This window comes from Bacillus sp. S3 (genome assembly GCF_005154805.1).
In the GTDB taxonomy this organism is placed as follows: Bacteria; Bacillota; Bacilli; order Bacillales; family Cytobacillaceae; genus Neobacillus.
In genome coordinates this window covers 4,773,349-4,791,083 of the sequence record NZ_CP039727.1, presented here as the reverse complement: position 1 = coordinate 4,791,083, position 17,735 = coordinate 4,773,349, and the positions used below count along the sequence as shown (strand labels likewise).

Sequence of the window (17,735 nt, the reverse complement as noted above, 5' to 3'; positions counted from 1 at the left end):
AACCTAGAAGTAGAACCAATCTACTTAGATGTTCGCCTGAAATTGCAGTCCGAATCTAGAAGTAGAACCAATCTACTTAGATGTTCGCCTGAAATTGCAGTCCGAACCTAGAAGTAGAACCATTCTGCGTAGTTGTTCTTCTGATTTTGAGCTGCGGCATTGAAGTAGCCTTTCTACAGCGTTACATGTTCCTCTAAAATCTCAACAACCGTTCCAATTCTCCCCGAAAAAACAAAAAAACCGCCCCCCGGCGGCACTTGCAAAAAGCGTGGTTTCTTCTATTAAACTATTAAATGACTAGGCCCATGATAGTACCTGAAATGACGGACGCTAGTGTTGCGCCTAATAATAGTTTTAATGCATATTTTGATACGATACCGCCTTGTTTGTCACTGATGGATTTGATGGAACCTGACACAATCCCCACCGTTCCAAAGTTGGCAAAGCTAACTAAATAAACAGACACAATGGCAATGGTTTTGCTCGAAAGATGGCTGGAGATTTCACCAAAATTCAACATGGCGACAAATTCATTTGTCACTAGTTTTGTTGCCATAATGCCGCCTGCTTGTACGGCTTCACTCCATGGGACACCCATTATGAAAGCGATTGGTGCAAAAACATAGCCAATAACCGTTTGGAAAGAGACGTCAAAAATGCCCATGAAAATCACATTGATCAATGCCATTAAAGAAATAAATCCCAATAACATCGCCGCAACCGTGATGACAATCTTGAATCCATCCATGATGCTGTCTCCAATCATTTGGAAGAAAGGGACTCTTTCATGTTCTTCAATTTGAACTAAATCTTCATTTTCGTCTAAATCGTATGGATTAATGATATTCGCAATGATTAAGGCACTAAAAATGTTCAACACAACCGCTGTGACCACATATTTTGGCTCTAACATCGTCATGTACGCCCCGACCATCGCCATACTGACGGCACTCATTGCCGATGTGCAAATGGTGTAAAGTCTTTTAGGGGATAAAAGCGGGATCTGCTTGATTATCGTTAAGAATACTTCTGGTTGTCCAAGTGCAGCTGTCGATACTGCAAAATAGCTTTCTAGTTTCCCCATTCCGGTGATCTTACTTAACACTAAGCCTAGGTATTTAACTAGGAATGGCAATACTTTAATATAATTTAGGATTCCAATTAACACAGACATGAACACAAGCGGCAATAATGCTACAAAGAAGAACGTTGTCGCGCCCTTATTCACCATTCCGCCAAAGACAAATTGAATTCCTTCATCAGCAATTTTCATTAAGTTTTCAAAAAATACGCCCACTTTGGTGATCGCGATTAGACCGATACTCGTATTCATCATGAAATACACTAAAACGATTTGCACAGCCAGCATAATGAAAATGCGTTTATATTTTATTTTTGTCCGATCATTACTGAATAAGAAAGCAATAACGCCGGCAAACAAAATTCCTGTGATTAAGAAAACAATATTCATACGAAGCCACTCCTTCTTGATGTTGGCGCTTTCAATTTTTTGTAAAAAAGACAACTTCTATAAAGTGTCATAATTTGAACTTTATAGAAGTTGAGACAAGGTTCTATTTTGAATTCGAGAATTGTCCAGCTTCTGCGCCCAGCGGCTAGTAGACTTCGCTCTTCTCCCTACGATAAGTCAACATCGGATCGCTCCGCTCTCCGTGTTTCCTTTATCTCAGTCGAAGTGCTCCAGTCTATACGCCGCTAAACGTGCGCTTCCGCTTTTCTTGTTATTTCACTAGGTTGTTAAAGCTAACCGCGATTTGTGTTCCGACTTTTGCGTTGTGTTTGACTAATTCGATATTGGCATCAAGGCTTTTTCCGTCTGTTAATTCTTTGATTTTTCCGAGTAAGAATGGTGTGCTGTCTTTCCCGTGAATATGGTTTTCTTCTGCTTCTTTGATGGCTTGAGCGATAATGCCGTTGATGTAGTCTTCATCCATCGCAAATTCTTCAGGAATTGGGTTAGCGATGACCGCTCCGCCTTTTAAAGTTAATTCCCATTTGGTTTTTAATGTTTCGGCAATTTCATCAACGGAATCAGTAGAGATGTTTAATTTATGTTCGCTTTTTCTTGTGTAGAATGCTGGAAGAACTTCTGTTCCATAACCGATGACTGGAACGCCTTTTGTTTCAAGGTATTCTAGTGTAAGGCCTAAATCCAGGATAGATTTCGCGCCGGCACAAATGACGGCAACATCTGTTTGCGCTAATTCTTCAAGGTCAGCTGAGATATCCATTGTCGTTTCGGCCCCTTTATGAACGCCGCCAATACCGCCTGTTACAAAGATTTTGATGTCTGCTAAGTCAGCACAGATCATTGTAGATGCAACGGTTGTTGCTCCTAATTTTTTAGATGCAACGATGGAAGCCAGGTCACGTCTTGAAACTTTCGCCACACCTGAGCTTTTACCGAATAGCTCTAACTCGTCGTCTGTTAAACCGATTTTAATTTTTCCGTCAATGATCGCGATGGTTGCAGGAACCGCTCCGTTATCGCGTACGATCTGTTCTACTTCACGTGCCATTTTTACGTTTTGCGGATATGGCATACCGTGAGAAATAATTGTAGATTCTAAGGCAACGATCGCTTTACCTTCCGCTTTTGCTTGTTGTACCTCTGCAGATAATTCAATATAGTTTTTCATTTATATTTCCTCCATATCTAATTCGAATTGTTTTTGGGATAATTCTTGTCTTACTGTATGCTTGGACATAATCGTTTTATGGGAATTGACCAAACCGGATTTAATAATATAATCAAATTCCTTCTTCTGTAGCCAGGAATAAATCACGCCCGAGCAAAATGAATCGCCGGCACCTGTCACATCGGCAACCACAGGTGTATGAATTGCTGGGTAATGACGAATCTCGCCAGTCTCAATCCCTGCCATGACACCTTTAATTCCATTCGTGACAATGACATTTTTCACGCCTAACGCTAACCACTGCTTAACGGAATCTTCCCAATCGTTGTCATTATTGATTTTCGTATTCAAAAATGTTTCGGTTTCATCTTTATTGACGATGAGCCAAGTCACAGCATTCAACGACTTTGGCAGCCTGTTCATTTTTGGAGATGAGACTGGGATGATGATTAATGGAATATGATATTTTGATGTGAAAGAACAAAGAAAATCAATCGTTTCGCGTGGACAATTCAAATCCACGATGATACATTTCGCTTTTCTAAGAAAATTACTGTTTTTGATCAGCAGCTCAGGTGTAATATGCTCATACACATCCATGTCTGCTAAGGCAACGGATAAATCTCCGTTCTGGTCTAATACGGCTGTATAGGAACCAGTGGACGAATGCTCAAACTGTGCGACATGTTCTAAATTCATAAAAGGTGACGATAACTCGTAAATCTCTTTCCATTCGGAATCTTTCCCGCTTGCTGAAATGAGGGATACTTCCTCACCTAATCTTCCTAAGTTTTCCGCAATATTCCTTGCTACTCCGCCAACCGTAGTTGAGGATTTCACTGGGTTGGACGTTTCATTCATAATGTCATGTTTGGCATAGAATTTTCGATCTACGTTTGCTCCCCCGATGCAAATAATCGGAGTTGTTTCGTTTAACACATATGCCTTACCTAATACTTGCTCTTTCTTGAGGAGCCCGGAAAGAGTCGCAGCAATGGATGAACCTGATATTCCCAGCATTTCTGCTAACTCCTGTTGAGAAATAAATGGATGGTCTTTAATCATCCCTAGAATTAATTCCTCATTTTCAGTCATATCAACAGTCATGTTCACACCTCACTTTTTAAACAAATGTTTTTTAATTAAACACAAGTTTAGTATACGCTTCCACGTTTCATTGTCAATAGTGTTTTTTTGAAAAATTGTAACCAGGATGAGATAGGATTACGGTCACTTTTTGCCCATAATGGAGATGAGCGCAGTGTTTACCTGCGCTCATCGACTATTGTTTATGAAAATATCCGTTTATGTTTTTGTTAAATTTACCAGTCATGTGAGGTTACTTGCTGTTGTTTTAACATGGTCTCTTTAGGGGTTAAACTGTTTTTATTTAACAGGATAGGTAAACTCATACCGAGAATAATGATCCCGATTCCTGCTATTTGCAGCGAAGTCACCGTTTCGCTTAGTAAGATGACAGATACCATCACGGCGATAGGTAATTCAAACGCGCTCAAAATGGATGTCATCCCTAAACCAACCTTCGGAACAGCAATCGAAAATAAGAATACCGGAATGATCAGGCCAAATAACCCCAGAGCCAGACCATACACCCAAAGGCCTTCGTTAAACAACGTTCCATTCCAGATAATTTCCGGAGATTGAAAGACGGCTGACATCATAAAAGCAAAGAAAGCAACCAGAACTAACCGGTTAGATGTTTTCATATTGGATGTTGCCTTGCCATTCACAAATAAAAATAGGGAGTAACTTAGAGCGGCGGCTAACCCCCATAACCACCCTTGAAAAGGGATTTTAGATACATCAACATTAACCAACCCAGCTGCTGGAATCGTTCCCGCTACCAAAATGATTAAAGATATACATTCCATTTTGCTCGGAAGCTGGCGTTTGGTGATACAAGAAATCACGATGCCTATCCATGTAAATTGAAATAAGAGAACAACGGCCAATGATGCAGGTAAATAGTTTAAACAAAGACCATATAGAATATTGGTTAGCCCTGTTAAAACACCTGCTACGATGTAAAGTTTAACTCCTTTAAAGGTTAACTTTGTGCGGTTTGTGAGCAAGAAAATGACGACAGCGATACAAAAACCGACAAAAAATTGACTAGTTACTGCTTCCGAGGCGGTAAAGCCACTGCCAATTGCCAGTTTGATGATGGTGGAAACGACCCCATAGCTACTAGCAGCTAAAATGACCAACAAGGGGTACAGATAAATCTTCAGCATGTGCGATTCCTCCTACTATTGAAAAAATATTACGATTTTTCATAATTGTTTAGTTGGAAAAATCATAATCTCCAATATAAAACAAAAATCGACATAATTGCAAACTATTTTTTAGTTCGAATGGAGTCACAAAAGGTCACACACCTTGTTAATAGATTGCTATTGATAAAGGGCGTAAAGCAAACGAAGAGGATTTATATAATTAGTAACTTACGACATATTTTTGAATACTTAAGACATCATTCTATGAACTTATGACGTAATTTCGAGGATTTATGACATGTTTTCAGAAACATACGACATTTACTGGATACTAATTGGAAATTCCTATTACAGGTGAAGAAACAACATGGAAACGAGAATAACAGATATAATAAAAAAAACAGTACAGGTTATTCAGAAAGGAAGTTGATCATGGAATTAGGGTTAAACGGAAAAGTCGCAATAATCACTGGTGCAAGTAGAGGGATTGGCTTAGAAACGGCCCTTTATTTAGTAAAAGAAGGTGCCGAGGTAACCATTTGTGCGAGAAATCAAAAACGATTGGAAGAGGCAGCAGCTTATATTCTGGAACAATCAGGGAAAGACGTATTCGTTGTAGAAGCGGATGTTACAAACGAGGAGGATTGTCAGAGGGTAGTGGCTGCTACAGTTGAAAAATATGGACGTTTAGATATTTTAGTGAATAATGCTGGTACTTCTCAAGCCCATCCATTTGATAAAGTCAGTCCGGAGCTATGGCAGCAAGATCTTGATTTAAAGCTTTTCGGTGCCATTCATTGTTCTCGTTATGCCGTGCCGCATATGCGACAGGCTGGCGGAGGCGCGATCATCAATGTGACAGCGGGCATTGGAAAGACACCTCCAGCATCATCCTTACCTACTTCAGTCAGCAGAGCAGCGGGCATGGCCTTAACTAAAGCAATGAGTAAAGACCTAGGTCCGGACAATATTCGTGTGAATACCGTATGTATTGGTTTGATTCGAAGTGAACAAATTGAAAAACTATGGAAAAATCAGAACCCAGAACTGTCATGGGAACAGTTTTCACATAAAGAACGGCAAATTCCACTAGGTCGGATCGGGAATACAGATGAGGCGGCTAAAGTGATTACCTTCCTTGTTTCTGATGCTGCTTCTTATGTTTCAGGTACATCCGTGAATATTGACGGCGGTATGTTGGGAACTTTATAAAAATTGTCTGACCATGGGGACGGTTCTGCCGGCACTTTTTCGACAAGGACATATGGTTGAAAAGACCCTGGGAGAACCGTCTTACTGTTTGGATTTTTGGATGATCTCCATATCTTTAGCAGAATATATTTGGATGCCTTTTTGTTCTTTCTGAGCAACCAGAAACATAGCAGCTGCAACTGTCCTCGCTTCTATTCCCATGCGGCTCCTTAATTGATGACCAAATATAGAACCTAAACCACGAACCATACCAATAGCTATTTTTTCGAGCAAGCGAAACTCACTACGATTCCCTAAGAGCAGAGGAGGTTGGAAAATAGACATAGCTTCATAGGGAATTTCTTTTAGTTTATCCTCTAGCTCTCCCTTCATTTTTGGGTACCACAAACGTGAATTTTTATTTGCCTGAAAAGAACTTACAATTAGGAAGTGCCTGGCACCTTTCTCCATTGCCAATTGGGCAATAGCAATCGGGTAGTCTACATCAATCCGAAACATGGCTTCTTTTGTTTTCGCCTTCTTGATTGTTGTTCCTAATGTACAAAACACATCATCAACCGTAAAGTATGATTCGACTTCTTCCAGCCGCTCAAAATCACAAATTACCTCAATAAGGGTAGGATGTTTAACCTCAAGTGGTCTTCTAACTAAAGCATAAATTTTTTCATATCTTTGGCTATTGATTAAGATATGTAGTAATTCATTTCCTACCAAACCAGTAGCTCCGGCTATCAGTGCGGATTTTTTAGTCATCTCGTTACCCCCCTTTAAGACTGTCAGTATGTTAACCAAATATATCCAGAAGAGATTCGATTTTTAGATCAACAAAGACGGCTTACCAATATCTTAAGACTCTCTAATTTGTTTCTTATTAAGAACGACTGCGTTTTGGCAAAAATCAACCGTTTTATTGAACGCTTCTTTTGCTGAAGTTGCATTGTATTTTTGGGAGTATGGATCACTAAATCCATGTTGCCCCTTACATTTATGTATTTCGATATTCTTTTCTACCAAATATGAAATTAACTCATCAACATTAAATGAGGGCTCTTTTTCCGGAAAGAATAGCATTACAGGACATAAAGGGCATATTTCTCCGTAATTTCTAATTCGTGAGCCATAATATCCCACCATTCCATCAAGCCCTTTTTCCTCACTGCATAACCAAGCAATCGTTGCCCCAACACTAAATCCAATTATAAATATTTTTTTATATTTGTCCCTCATATTTCCTACTATACTTTTAATTTTATCCGAGGCATTCAAAAAACCTAAGTTCTCTATAAAGTTTTGATAAGCAACCTCTTCTTGAACATACTCAAATGGTTCTTCTTGGTTTAATAAGTTGGGGCAAATGACATCCAGATTCTTTTCTGATAATAACTTACAAATATGCTTCATGTGCTGGTTAATTCCATAGATTTCATGAACGACAATAACTACAGTGTCTGAATGATTATGTATATTTATCATTTCACAGCTCCCAAAACACTTGGATCAACTTATTTCGAAATTCGTCAAATGTTGTCAGTAGGGGGACGGTTCTTACGCCTTTTTTGGACTGAGAAAGTAAATGAAAGGACCATGAGAACCGTTCCTGTAGAATTCCTATTTTTCTGCAGTTGCGAAATTTCCCATGGCAATGGAGATTCGATTCCAACTGTTTATTTGATTAATCAAAATAACAAGATCTACATATTCCTTTTCACTAAAATGATTACGCACTCGATTATAAAGATCATCAGGGACACGCTTTGTTGAAACTAGTGTCACACTTTCCGTTAATTCTAATGCCGCTTTTTCAGCATCTGTGTAGAAATCACATTCTCTCCAAGCGCTGACGCAGTATAAACGCTGTTCCGTTTCACCCATTTTTCGAGCGTCAGAGGTATGCATATTCAGGCAATAAGCACAGCCATTAATTTGAGAAGCGCGAATTTTCATAAGTTCACGAAGTTTACGGTCTATTCCAGTGGATTTTGTATACTTCTCCATTTCCATCATAATATTAAGCGCTTCAGGTGCAAGTTCATAATAATTCATGCGTTTTTCCATTTCCAAAAGCCTCCTAAAATAAAAGTGAATTTTTATATTCCCCTAAAAAAGGAACGTATATTCCTATTCTATACTGAGTTCATAACAAAGGAAAGTTTCGTTCAGTAGATATTTTCATTTGGAGAACCATGGCGATGTATTCAAAAGGAGGCTGTTCCAAAAGACCGCCGCATGGCTCCACAGTGCCCGCATAGTTTACCTGGCCTGGGGGAAAATTATGGTTATATTACCCATTTGGCGATGGGGAATTATGCATGTACTTTTGAGCGTTATTCTGGTTTCTGCGGCTGTGTGGAAAGGGGATTGGCGGCAGTGGCAATCCTATATTCATACGATTTTCTATGTGATTACCTGTAATTTACTTTACAACCTGTTATGTAAAGATTATATGCTTTGGGAATATCAAACGGATTTTATTGGGGGAACGCATACGATAGTCGAATTATTTTATACATTTATTACTCTGCCGGCAATTACATTGCTGTTTCTTAGCCATTATCCGTATTTGAAATCAAAGGGTAGGCAGTTCATTTTCCTTTTAATGTGGGTCGCAGGTTCTGTGCTGATTGAATACCCCCTTTACCAACTGAATCGATTCATCTCCATAATGGGTATGAATTTTGGATGGAACTGCTCTTTTATCCGACCATGTATGGGATGATTCGCCTGCATGTAACGAGGCCGTTCCTAACCTATGGACTGTCTGTGGCAATTATTTTGTTCATGCTTCACTATTTCCATGTTCCGATAAACTAATGACTGTTCCTGCCAAAGGGTCGGTTGAAAAAAGTATGGCTGCAAGAGGGGTGAATGGGGATGTCAGTCAATTATATCGTGCTCATCCTGATATGGGTGCTAGGGATACTGTCCTATATTTTGTTTGTTCCACAAAACCGGCGGCGCCGCTTTTTATTTGCTTTCTTATTGTGTCAGATGTTTACCTGGTTTAGTTCCTTGGTACATGTCAAATTTCACCTGCTGTCTTTCCCTGTCCGTGAATTCCCAAAGGCGACGGAAATGCTGTTGACCACAGCGTTTTTCTTATATCCACTTCTTTGTGGATTCTATATTATTTTCGAGCCCCCACGCTCGTTCATGATCCGTGCCGGTTATTTAACCATCTGGTGTTTCATAGTCGTCATACTGGATGTTGCTTTTGTGAAGTTTACCAACTTGGTGGTGTACGCCCATTATGCTTGGTATTTCACGTGGCTGAATACTTTTTGCATTGCAGTGATAGTAAACGTGACTACCCGGTGGTTTTTTAAAAGCAAAGAATTGCTTCAACGTGGACAGGAGTCGGTCCGATGAGAATTGAGTGGTGGATTTTACTGGTTGTATGGCTGCTGAACCTGGGGATGCTGCTGACAATTCCGAAACGGAAAATACGCATTGCGCTGGTGAGTTTTTTATTTATTCAGGCGCTTACCTGGTTTGCGGGGTTAGCGGTGGTGGAAGCCGGGCTCATATCCTACCCCGTCCGCCTATTCCGAGAAGAGAACCGTTCTAGTTTTACCTTTGAGTTTTTTGTTTACCCGGTAGTTAGTGCTGTTTTCAATACACATTACCCGTACGCTCACAGTAAATGGATTAGGTTTCTGTACTACTGTGCCTATTGCATCGCGATGACCATACCGGAATTCTTTCTTGTAAAATATACTGATTTGATTATCTATCACCATTGGGCGTGGTATACGACCTTCATTACTCTATTCATCGCCTTTGCCATTACCAGATGGTTTTATACCTGGTTCTTCAAGGGAATCGAACAGGAAAATGAATAACAAAGGGCGGCCATGGAGCTATTCGTACATTCCTTTGGGATAGGAAGTGAGGGGATTACTAGAGAGTAGATAAAGGCAACAATACAAGGTACAATATAAAATGTAATCGTTATATAGATAAAAGGGGAGTGTGTATGGTTACAAGAAAAGATGTGGCTCTAAAGGCTGGAGTTTCACCATCAACAGTATCGCGTGTCATCAATAATAATGGGTATGTTGCCCTGGAGGCTAGAAAACGTATAGAAGCAGCTATTGCCGAATTAAACTACATACCGAATCGGGCAGCACAAAATTTACGGACGAAATCCTATAGACAAATTGCATGTATCTCTCCCTCTATTAGTAACTCCTTTTTTTCAGAAATGTTTATGGGGATTGAAGATATGGCCATCGAATGCGGATATTCATTATCTTTGTATAATATTACGAAGAAAAAACATCATTATTTAAAGCAGGCTTTAGAAGGACCTTATGATGGTTTGATTTTGCTGGCATCACATGAATTAATCATGATTAAAGATCTTCTCGAAAATATAAAAAAAATGCCGCTGTCCATTTATTGGGATCGAATTGATAAAATAAACATTCCGCGTAAAGCAGAAATTCCCCATATATATGTGGATTTAAAGAAAGTCATGAGGCAATCTGTCGACTATTTGATAACAAATGGACATAAGGAAATTCTCTTTTTAGGCCATTATTATAATAAAGAGAAAAACAGTAATCCAAGATTCATGGGTTATGAAATGGCTATGAAGGAACATCACTTACCGATTAAGGATTATTATCGAATCTTCATTGAAATGTATGAAGATAAATTGACGACGGGGTATGAAGCAATCAAGATGTTATTGGATAAAGGGCAATCTTTTACTGCGGTAGCTGCATCTAACGATTTGTTAGCTGCTGGAGCCATAAGGGCGATTATTGAAAGTGGGAAAAAGGTTCCTGAGGATATTTCCGTCATTGGTGTGGATAATATTGAGTTAGCAAAAATCGTGACGCCAACGTTGACAACGATGAATATTCCCAAAAGGGAAATTGGCAGAATGCTCGTTCAGCAGCTGATGGATCAAATTCAGAACGAACATACAATTGAGGAAAGTATTGAAGTTGAAGTAATGTTGAAGGAAAGAGAGTCAGTGAGAAGTCTAATAATTTAATAATTTCCATTGACAACGATTACAAAATAATTTACTTTAAAAACATAGCAGAAGAAAAACATCTATTTGAATCAATCGATGCAAGATGCGTTCAAAAGGGTATTTTATTAAATAATGTGGTTACGTGACCATGTTATTTTTTCTGCAATGTGGTTACGTGACCATATTCTTTTCTGCAGAATGGTCACGTGACCATAAATTTAATTAAAGGAGCGAAAGAAATGAAAAGGTTCTCAGTCTTATTGTCATTATTATTGGTTCTATCTGTTTTCTTGACAGCCTGTGGAAGTGGAAAAGATGAAAAGGCTAGTTCTACTGATGGAAAAGCTACCATTACGGTGGCATCTTGGAATGCCGCTGCGGATGCTTTAACAGAACAAATTGAGGGATTTAACAAAAAGTATCCAGATATAAAAGTGGAAGTACTACATTCGGATACTGGGTATTCCAAAGTTACCCCAGCTTTAGCAGCAGGATCAGGCGCTCCAGATATTATTCAAACACAAGCAAGGGATTTTCCGGCATTTCTTCAGAAGTTTCCGGATCAATTTGTGGATATAACAGACAAAACGAAAAAATATAAGGATGCGTTTTTAGAGTCTTCTTGGAAAAGCGTAACACAAGATAATAAAGTTTACGCTATGCCATGGGATGTTGGTCCAACGGCTTTATATTATCGAATCGATTTATTTGAAAAAGCAGGCATTGATGTTGAATCGATCAAAACATGGGACGATTATATTGAAGCGGGTAAGAAATTAAAAGAAACATTTCCTGACACAGCGATGACTCTCTATACCGATGATTTTAATCTTTATGAAATCTTCTTAAATCAATTGGGCGGTTCTTATGTAAAAGATGGAAAAATTAATGTGATTTCACCGGAATCAGAAAAAGCACTTTTACTACAAAAGAAAATGAAGGATGAGGGTATTGCCATTAATGTTCACGATGGCAATGGACGAATTCCAGCATTAACAAACGATAAGGCTGCCAGTGTTATTTTACCTGTATGGTATGCAGGTACGTTAAGCCATTCTGTTGAACAACAAGCTGGTAAATGGGGCATCGTTCCGATTCCGGCTTTTGAAGAGGGTGGAAATACGCAAGCCAATTTAGGCGGCTCCATCTTAGCCGTGTCAAAGCAGTCTAAAAATGCGGATGCAGCATTTAAGTTTATTGAATATGTGTTAACGACAGATGAAGGTCAAAAGATCATGCTGAAATACGGACTTTTCCCTTCCTATACTCCTTTCTATGAAAGTGAAGCATTTAATACAACAGATGAGTATTTTGGAATGGAATTATATCCTTTCTTTGCGAAACAAACGACAACCATTAAAGATATGGAATATGGTCCAATTATGTTAGACGCAACGAAACCGCTTAAAGATATGATTGATGGTGTGCTAGCAGGAAATGATGTCAAGAAAATGATGGGAACAGCTGCAGAATCTATTTCGAAATCTACGAAGCTTAAAGTAAATCATTAGAATAACTAATAAGGTAGGTGTTTGATTGTTGAACACCTACTCTTATTTATAGGAGGTGCCAAAATGAGAGAAACAGCTGTAGAACAAATGACAAAGCCTTCTGTTGCCAGAAAGAAAAAATGGAATCACAAAAAATTAACTCCCTACCTATTTCTATCGCCGTTTTTCATCGTGTTTGCCATATTCATGGTCTATCCCATTTTTGAGTCATTGTATTTATCCTTCACTTCTGCTCAAGGAAACCGTGCAGAATGGGTTGGGTTTGAAAACTTTAAAAACATCTTGACGGACGGATTATTTTGGAAATCCTTATCCAATGTCTTTATCATTTTAATTGTTCAAGTACCGATCATGCTCATTATAGGGACATTATTAGCTGTCCTATTAAACTCAAAATTTATTAAGGGAAAGGCCATCTTTCGATTATGTATCTTTTTGCCGGTATTAATTGATTTAGTCACCTATTCCATTGTCTTTACCCTTATTTTTAATGAGCAATACGGAATGATGAATTACGTTTTAAGTCTCATTCATATTGATCCCATCCATTGGTTTAGTGACCCGTTCTGGTCGAAAGTGTTAATTATACTAGCGGTGACATGGAGATGGACCGGTTATAATACGATTATTTTGTTGGCAGGAATCACTACGATTGATGACTCGTTGTATGAATCTGCGGAAGTGGATGGGGCCAATAAATTCACCCAATTCTTTAAGATCACTATTCCCATGTTAAAACCAATCCTGCTGTTTTGTGGAATTCTATCTACCATTGGGACGATTCAATTATTTACGGAGCCTTCCTTATTAACAGCCGGCGGACCAAATAATGCAACCAATACACCAATTATGTACCTTTATCAATTTGGATTTCAAAGCTTCCAATTTGGATATGCATCAGCCGCAGCGTATATCATTACCATTATCGTTGGGATTATAAGTTTCTTCCAAATCAAGCTTTCAAAAGGAGGAGAGATGTAATGAAAGGATCATCCTTCTTAACTAAATCAGCAGGATATCTATTTTTAATTCTGGTTAGTATCGCCTCTGTGTATCCATTTTATTGGATGTTTGTAGGTTCTACTCTATCTGATAGTGACATTTTTCAAAGTCCTCCCAAGCTATTACCGAGCGGGGAGTTTGTGAATAACATAACAGGACTGGCAGCTTCTGCACCTATTTGGAAGGCATTGGGGAATAGTTTACTTATCTCTGTCGTTTTTACGATTGCGACTCTTTATTTGTGTGCGATTGCAGGATATGCCTTTGCGAAATATGAGTTTAAAGGGAAAAATATCCTGTTTGTTATCGTATTAATTACGATGATGCTGCCACACCAGGTGACATTAATTCCTTTGTTCAAAATGATCATCGGGTTCGGCTGGCAAGATCAGCCGCAGGCAGTTATTTTACCGGCGCTTGCGAACGCCTTTGGGGTCTTCTTTATGAGGCAAAATATGATGAGTATTCCGACTGAAATGATAGAAGCAGCGAGAATGGATGGGGCTGGTGAAATGTCCATTTTTCATAAAATTATTTTGCCTACATCCTTACCGCCATTGGCTGCTTTAGGTATTCTGAGCTTCATCCAACAATGGGGCAATTATTTGTGGCCGCTTATTATTTTACAGGATCGTGAAAGTACCACGTTACCTGTCCTATTATCCCAATTAGTGGCTCCAGGCCAGGTCGTCTATTATGGCCAAGTATTAGCGGGAACGGTTGTCAGCATTGTGCCGGTATTAATCTTATTCCTATTACTGCAAAAGTATTTTATCAGCGGCATATATGGCGGATCTGTTAAAGGGTAATATCGAAAGGAGAATGAAAATGAGTGTACAACAAGATTGGGAAAACTTGAACGTGTTACATAAGAATCGACTGCAAGCCAGGTCATCCTTTTTTAGCTATAGAAGCAAACAAAAAGCCCTTACGTATGACCGGGGAGACTCACAAGGCTTCTTATTGCTCAATGGCAATTGGAAATTTCATTACGCGAATTCACCAATGGAATCGCCGAGTGATTTTTACCAGGAGAATTACTCCACTGACCATTGGGCAGAAACACGCGTCCCGTCACATTGGCAATTAAATGGATACGGAAAACCACATTATACAAATGTCCAGTATCCTTTTCCAGTTGAACCTCCGTATATTCCGTCAGAGAATCCAACGGGATCATACAGCCGAACCTTTTATGTCACAAAAGAAGCCTTACAAGGGAAGGTACATCTGATGTTTGAGGGTGTTGATAGCTCTTTCCATGTTTGGGTGAACGGATATTTCACAGGGTATAGTCAAGGCAGCCGACTGCAATCAGAGTTTGATATTACTCATTTTGTAAGAGAAGGCGAGAATCGGATCTCGGTACGTGTCTATCAATGGGCCGAATCCTCTTATATTGAAGATCAAGATATGTGGTGGTTAAGCGGAATATTTAGGGATGTCTATATTCTCTCAAAACCGGATACTTATGTCCGTGATCTGTTTTTGAATGGTACGTTAGAACATGATTATCAAGATGGCCGACTTGATTTTGAGATTGCATTGTCAGGAGTGTATCAGGGTCATGCAGTCGAAGTGGAAATCCAACAGGAGGGCACTGTTGTCGCAATACACAAACATGGTGTAATAGGCGAAACAGTGACAGGTTCGATCCATTTGGATCAAGTGAAATCATGGAATGCTGAAACCCCGTTCTTATATGATGTGGTGGTTACTTTACTAAATCCTGCGGGGGAAGTGGTAGAAGTTATTCCACAAAAATGCGGATTTAGGACGGTTGAGATTAAAGGCGGTCAATTACTCGTGAATGGTACAGCCATTATGTTTAAAGGTGTCAATCGACATGATGCTCATCCAGATTACGGAAGGGCTGTCCCATTACGCTCCATGATTGAGGATTTAGTGTTAATGAAACAGCATAATATTAATGCCGTCCGAACCGCGCATTATCCAAACGACCCGAGATTCTATGATCTTTGTGATCAATTTGGCTTTTATGTGATTGATGAAGCCGATCTTGAGTGTCATGGGTTGACCAAGATTGGGCAGCCACATCTATTAAGTAATGATCCAGCTTGGAAACATGCCTATTTAGATCGAATGGAAAGATTAGTAGAACGAGATAAAAACCATCCTTCTGTCATTATGTGGTCATTAGGGAACGAGTCCGGGTTTGGACAAAATCATGTTGCGATGTATGAATGGGCAAAAAGAAGGGACCCGTCACGACTGGTACACTATGAAGGAGAGACGCGGGAAATGTTGTTGGAGGATAACTTTGTCCCAACGAAGGATCCTGTAGCAACGGATGTTCATACATCCATGTACACGCCAATTGAAACATTAAAGGTAATTGGCGGATTAACCAACTTAAGCAAGCCTCATATTTTATGCGAATATGCCCATGCTATGGGCAATGGCCCAGGTGGTTTTAAAGAATATTGGGAGACCTTTTATGCCTACGATCGATTACAGGGCGGTTTTGTTTGGGAATGGGTTGACCATGGTTTACGCCAATATACAGAAGAGGGTAAGGAATATTTTGCATACGGCGGGGATTTTGGAGAGACACCACATGATGGAAACTTTGTGATCGATGGATTGATTCGGCCGGATCGTGAGCCATCCCCGGCCTTAGCTGAATTTAAAAAGGTGATTGAACCCGTTGTCACATCCCAATTTAATGATAAAGAAAACACGGTCCTGATCCAAAATCGATTCGATTTTTCCGATTTATCAACGTTACAGTGTGAGTGGTTTATTGAAGCTGACGGGCAAATCCTTGAAGGCGGAATAGTCGATGTTCCAGACATTCCTGCAAACACGGCCAAAGTAGTTGACTTACCGATTCATCTACCGACTGTGGTGAGGGAAAATACAGATTATTGGTTAAATCTCGTTTGGAAGACGAAAGAAAAGACACGATGGGCTGATTCAGGTCATACAGTTGCGTGGTCACAATATGAACTCCCAATCTCTCGTTTTGTTCAGATTGAACCACAATATTCAGGCCAATTAACCGTTCAAGATAAAACTTCTACAATGAAAATAGCTGGACCTGCCTTTGAATTGACCTTTAATAAACAAAATGGACGAATAGAAGATGTTTGTTTAGATGGACAGCTAGTGATGTCAAAAGGTCCAAGATTACATTTCTGGAGAGCACCAATCGATAATGATTTATTGGGATCGGAAGAGTTTAACGCAAGCTCCGTTACAAAACGATGGAAGGAATTTGGCGTAGATGCCATTCAACATCGAATAATCGGAACGGACGCACGCCTCAGTGAAGACCGCAAGAAGGTTGTCATTCAGTGTGAAGCCAAACTGGCACCACCGGTCCTTGCGTGGGGATTCCAGGTGACCTATCTCTACACCATCCACGCAAATGGAAGTATTGCAGTAGAGATTAAGGGCGTGAAATCCGGTGAGGGACCACAGTACCTGCCGCGAATTGGTGTGGAGATGGTGGTAGAAGATAGCTATGATTACGTGCAGTGGTATGGATTAGGACCAAATGAAGCCTATAGTGATAGCAGGCAGGCGGCGAGGATGAGCGTTTGGTCATCAACCGTTGAGGGCTTACATACGCCGTACGTGTTTCCGCAAGAAAACGGTAATCGCCATCAAACAAAATGGGCAAGTTTTACACAAGAGAGTGGAAAAGGATTGTTCATCAGTGGATCCTCTTTTGATTTCACGGCAAGCCATTATACGGTTGAAAAGTTGGAGGCAGCCACACATACATGTGACTTAGTTAAACAGCCGTATATCACCCTGCATATTGATAAACAGCAATATGGGCTGGGTTCAGCCAGCTGCGGTCAAGAAGTGCAGGAACAGTATCGCTTGGAAAATGAAAACTTTGAATTTGCATTTTCGATGCTGCCATATGATGAAAATGCCCATTCTCCTATTGCTTTAAGTAAAAAGTTTACTAGTGTAACACATCAAAAGAAAGAAGAATTGCAGAAACAGTAATGGTTCATTCGTTTCTACTCTTTGACAAGGACATGTGGTTGAAAAATAATGAGAACCATTCATATGGCGACCTAACGGAACTCAATCCCCATTAATAAAAACCAGCTTGACTTCAAGCTGGTTTCTTCTTGTTCTTTAAAGTAAT

17 protein-coding genes are annotated in these 17,735 nt (G+C 39.7%); 10 read left to right on the top strand and 7 right to left on the bottom strand.

Features of this window, described 5'->3' with window-relative positions; all coding sequences use genetic code 11:
* Positions 1-289: 289 nt before the first annotated feature.
* The 4 genes from FAY30_RS22905 to FAY30_RS22890 all read right to left on the bottom strand — a co-directional run bounded on the left by FAY30_RS22905 (position 290) and on the right by FAY30_RS22890 (position 4,906).
* Positions 290-1,471, bottom strand: a complete 1,182-nt coding sequence (locus tag FAY30_RS22905; protein WP_149872039.1) for a NupC/NupG family nucleoside CNT transporter — start codon at positions 1,469-1,471, stop codon at positions 290-292.
* Between the two features lie 271 nt (positions 1,472-1,742).
* Positions 1,743-2,660: a pseudouridine-5'-phosphate glycosidase gene (locus FAY30_RS22900; protein ID WP_149872038.1), complete on the bottom strand. Its 918-nt coding sequence runs from the start codon at positions 2,658-2,660 to the stop codon at positions 1,743-1,745.
* Positions 2,661-3,755 (bottom strand): PfkB family carbohydrate kinase, encoded by a 1,095-nt coding sequence (locus tag FAY30_RS22895; protein ID WP_190284956.1) that lies wholly within the window; start codon positions 3,753-3,755, stop codon positions 2,661-2,663.
* Between the two features lie 227 nt (positions 3,756-3,982).
* On the bottom strand, positions 3,983-4,906 hold the full coding sequence (locus FAY30_RS22890; RefSeq protein ID WP_149872832.1) for an EamA family transporter: 924 nt from the start codon (positions 4,904-4,906) through the stop codon (positions 3,983-3,985).
* Positions 4,907-5,329: 423 nt separating this feature from the next.
* Here FAY30_RS22890 and FAY30_RS22885 point away from each other — a divergent pair, with 423 nt between their 5' ends.
* Positions 5,330-6,109, top strand: a complete 780-nt coding sequence (locus FAY30_RS22885) for an SDR family NAD(P)-dependent oxidoreductase (RefSeq protein ID WP_149872036.1) — start codon at positions 5,330-5,332, stop codon at positions 6,107-6,109.
* 81 nt (positions 6,110-6,190) lie between these two features.
* On the opposite strand, the gene FAY30_RS22880 is transcribed toward FAY30_RS22885, so the two are convergent.
* The 3 genes from FAY30_RS22880 to FAY30_RS22870 all read right to left on the bottom strand — a co-directional run bounded on the left by FAY30_RS22880 (position 6,191) and on the right by FAY30_RS22870 (position 8,164).
* Entirely contained in the window at positions 6,191-6,862 is a 672-nt protein-coding gene (locus FAY30_RS22880) for an NAD(P)H-binding protein (RefSeq protein WP_149872035.1), read from the bottom strand.
* Positions 6,863-6,955: 93 nt separating this feature from the next.
* Complete coding sequence (locus FAY30_RS22875; RefSeq protein ID WP_149872034.1) at positions 6,956-7,582, bottom strand: dienelactone hydrolase family protein; 627 nt, start codon at positions 7,580-7,582, stop codon at positions 6,956-6,958.
* Between the two features lie 135 nt (positions 7,583-7,717).
* The gene (locus FAY30_RS22870; RefSeq protein ID WP_149872033.1) at positions 7,718-8,164 is read right to left on the bottom strand and encodes a carboxymuconolactone decarboxylase family protein; all 447 of its coding nucleotides are present in this window, start codon (positions 8,162-8,164) and stop codon (positions 7,718-7,720) included.
* A 217-nt stretch (positions 8,165-8,381) separates the two neighbouring features.
* Between FAY30_RS22870 and FAY30_RS28110 the strand changes: the two genes are divergently transcribed.
* The 9 genes from FAY30_RS28110 to FAY30_RS22830 all read left to right on the top strand — a co-directional run bounded on the left by FAY30_RS28110 (position 8,382) and on the right by FAY30_RS22830 (position 17,590).
* Positions 8,382-8,825: a CBO0543 family protein gene (locus FAY30_RS28110; protein ID WP_411675467.1), complete on the top strand. Its 444-nt coding sequence runs from the start codon at positions 8,382-8,384 to the stop codon at positions 8,823-8,825.
* Positions 8,785-9,114 (top strand): hypothetical protein, encoded by a 330-nt coding sequence (locus tag FAY30_RS22860; protein ID WP_149872031.1) that lies wholly within the window; start codon positions 8,785-8,787, stop codon positions 9,112-9,114. Before FAY30_RS28110 ends, FAY30_RS22860 begins: the two co-directional genes overlap by 41 nt.
* Positions 9,098-9,475 (top strand): CBO0543 family protein, encoded by a 378-nt coding sequence (locus tag FAY30_RS28105; RefSeq protein ID WP_411675507.1) that lies wholly within the window; start codon positions 9,098-9,100, stop codon positions 9,473-9,475. The genes FAY30_RS22860 and FAY30_RS28105 overlap by 17 nt, the downstream gene beginning before the upstream one ends.
* Positions 9,472-9,948 carry a CBO0543 family protein gene (locus tag FAY30_RS22855; protein ID WP_149872030.1) on the top strand — a complete coding sequence of 159 codons (477 nt, stop codon included), beginning with the start codon at positions 9,472-9,474 and terminating at the stop codon, positions 9,946-9,948. Before FAY30_RS28105 ends, FAY30_RS22855 begins: the two co-directional genes overlap by 4 nt.
* A gap of 134 nt (positions 9,949-10,082) precedes the next feature.
* Entirely contained in the window at positions 10,083-11,111 is a 1,029-nt protein-coding gene (locus FAY30_RS22850) for a LacI family DNA-binding transcriptional regulator (protein ID WP_149872029.1), read from the top strand.
* A 221-nt stretch (positions 11,112-11,332) separates the two neighbouring features.
* A complete protein-coding gene (locus tag FAY30_RS22845) occupies positions 11,333-12,604 on the top strand; it encodes an ABC transporter substrate-binding protein (RefSeq protein WP_149872028.1) in 1,272 nt (423 codons plus the stop codon).
* Between the two features lie 63 nt (positions 12,605-12,667).
* Entirely contained in the window at positions 12,668-13,585 is a 918-nt protein-coding gene (locus tag FAY30_RS22840; protein ID WP_223820826.1) for a carbohydrate ABC transporter permease, read from the top strand.
* Positions 13,585-14,415 (top strand): carbohydrate ABC transporter permease, encoded by an 831-nt coding sequence (locus FAY30_RS22835; RefSeq protein WP_149872027.1) that lies wholly within the window; start codon positions 13,585-13,587, stop codon positions 14,413-14,415. Before FAY30_RS22840 ends, FAY30_RS22835 begins: the two co-directional genes overlap by 1 nt.
* Before the next feature lie 19 nt (positions 14,416-14,434).
* A complete protein-coding gene (locus FAY30_RS22830) occupies positions 14,435-17,590 on the top strand; it encodes a glycoside hydrolase family 2 TIM barrel-domain containing protein (protein ID WP_149872026.1) in 3,156 nt (1,051 codons plus the stop codon).
* The last annotated feature ends 145 nt before the right edge of the window (positions 17,591-17,735 follow it).

Coding starts and splice junctions, on each gene's coding strand:
- FAY30_RS22870 (WP_149872033.1), bottom strand. CDS start 8,164: ATGGAAAAACGCATGAATTATTATGAACTTGCACCTGAAGCGCTTAAT.
- FAY30_RS22835 (WP_149872027.1), top strand. CDS start 13,585: ATGAAAGGATCATCCTTCTTAACTAAATCAGCAGGATATCTATTTTTA.
- FAY30_RS22875 (WP_149872034.1), bottom strand. CDS start 7,582: ATGATAAATATACATAATCATTCAGACACTGTAGTTATTGTCGTTCAT.
- FAY30_RS22855 (WP_149872030.1), top strand. CDS start 9,472: ATGAGAATTGAGTGGTGGATTTTACTGGTTGTATGGCTGCTGAACCTG.
- FAY30_RS22900 (WP_149872038.1), bottom strand. CDS start 2,660: ATGAAAAACTATATTGAATTATCTGCAGAGGTACAACAAGCAAAAGCG.
- FAY30_RS22840 (WP_223820826.1), top strand. CDS start 12,668: ATGAGAGAAACAGCTGTAGAACAAATGACAAAGCCTTCTGTTGCCAGA.
- FAY30_RS22885 (WP_149872036.1), top strand. CDS start 5,330: ATGGAATTAGGGTTAAACGGAAAAGTCGCAATAATCACTGGTGCAAGT.
- FAY30_RS22905 (WP_149872039.1), bottom strand. CDS start 1,471: ATGAATATTGTTTTCTTAATCACAGGAATTTTGTTTGCCGGCGTTATT.
- FAY30_RS22895 (WP_190284956.1), bottom strand. CDS start 3,755: ATGACTGAAAATGAGGAATTAATTCTAGGGATGATTAAAGACCATCCA.
- FAY30_RS22845 (WP_149872028.1), top strand. CDS start 11,333: ATGAAAAGGTTCTCAGTCTTATTGTCATTATTATTGGTTCTATCTGTT.
- FAY30_RS22830 (WP_149872026.1), top strand. CDS start 14,435: ATGAGTGTACAACAAGATTGGGAAAACTTGAACGTGTTACATAAGAAT.
- FAY30_RS28110 (WP_411675467.1), top strand. CDS start 8,382: ATGGTTATATTACCCATTTGGCGATGGGGAATTATGCATGTACTTTTG.
- FAY30_RS22880 (WP_149872035.1), bottom strand. CDS start 6,862: ATGACTAAAAAATCCGCACTGATAGCCGGAGCTACTGGTTTGGTAGGA.
- FAY30_RS28105 (WP_411675507.1), top strand. CDS start 9,098: ATGTTTACCTGGTTTAGTTCCTTGGTACATGTCAAATTTCACCTGCTG.
- FAY30_RS22850 (WP_149872029.1), top strand. CDS start 10,083: ATGGTTACAAGAAAAGATGTGGCTCTAAAGGCTGGAGTTTCACCATCA.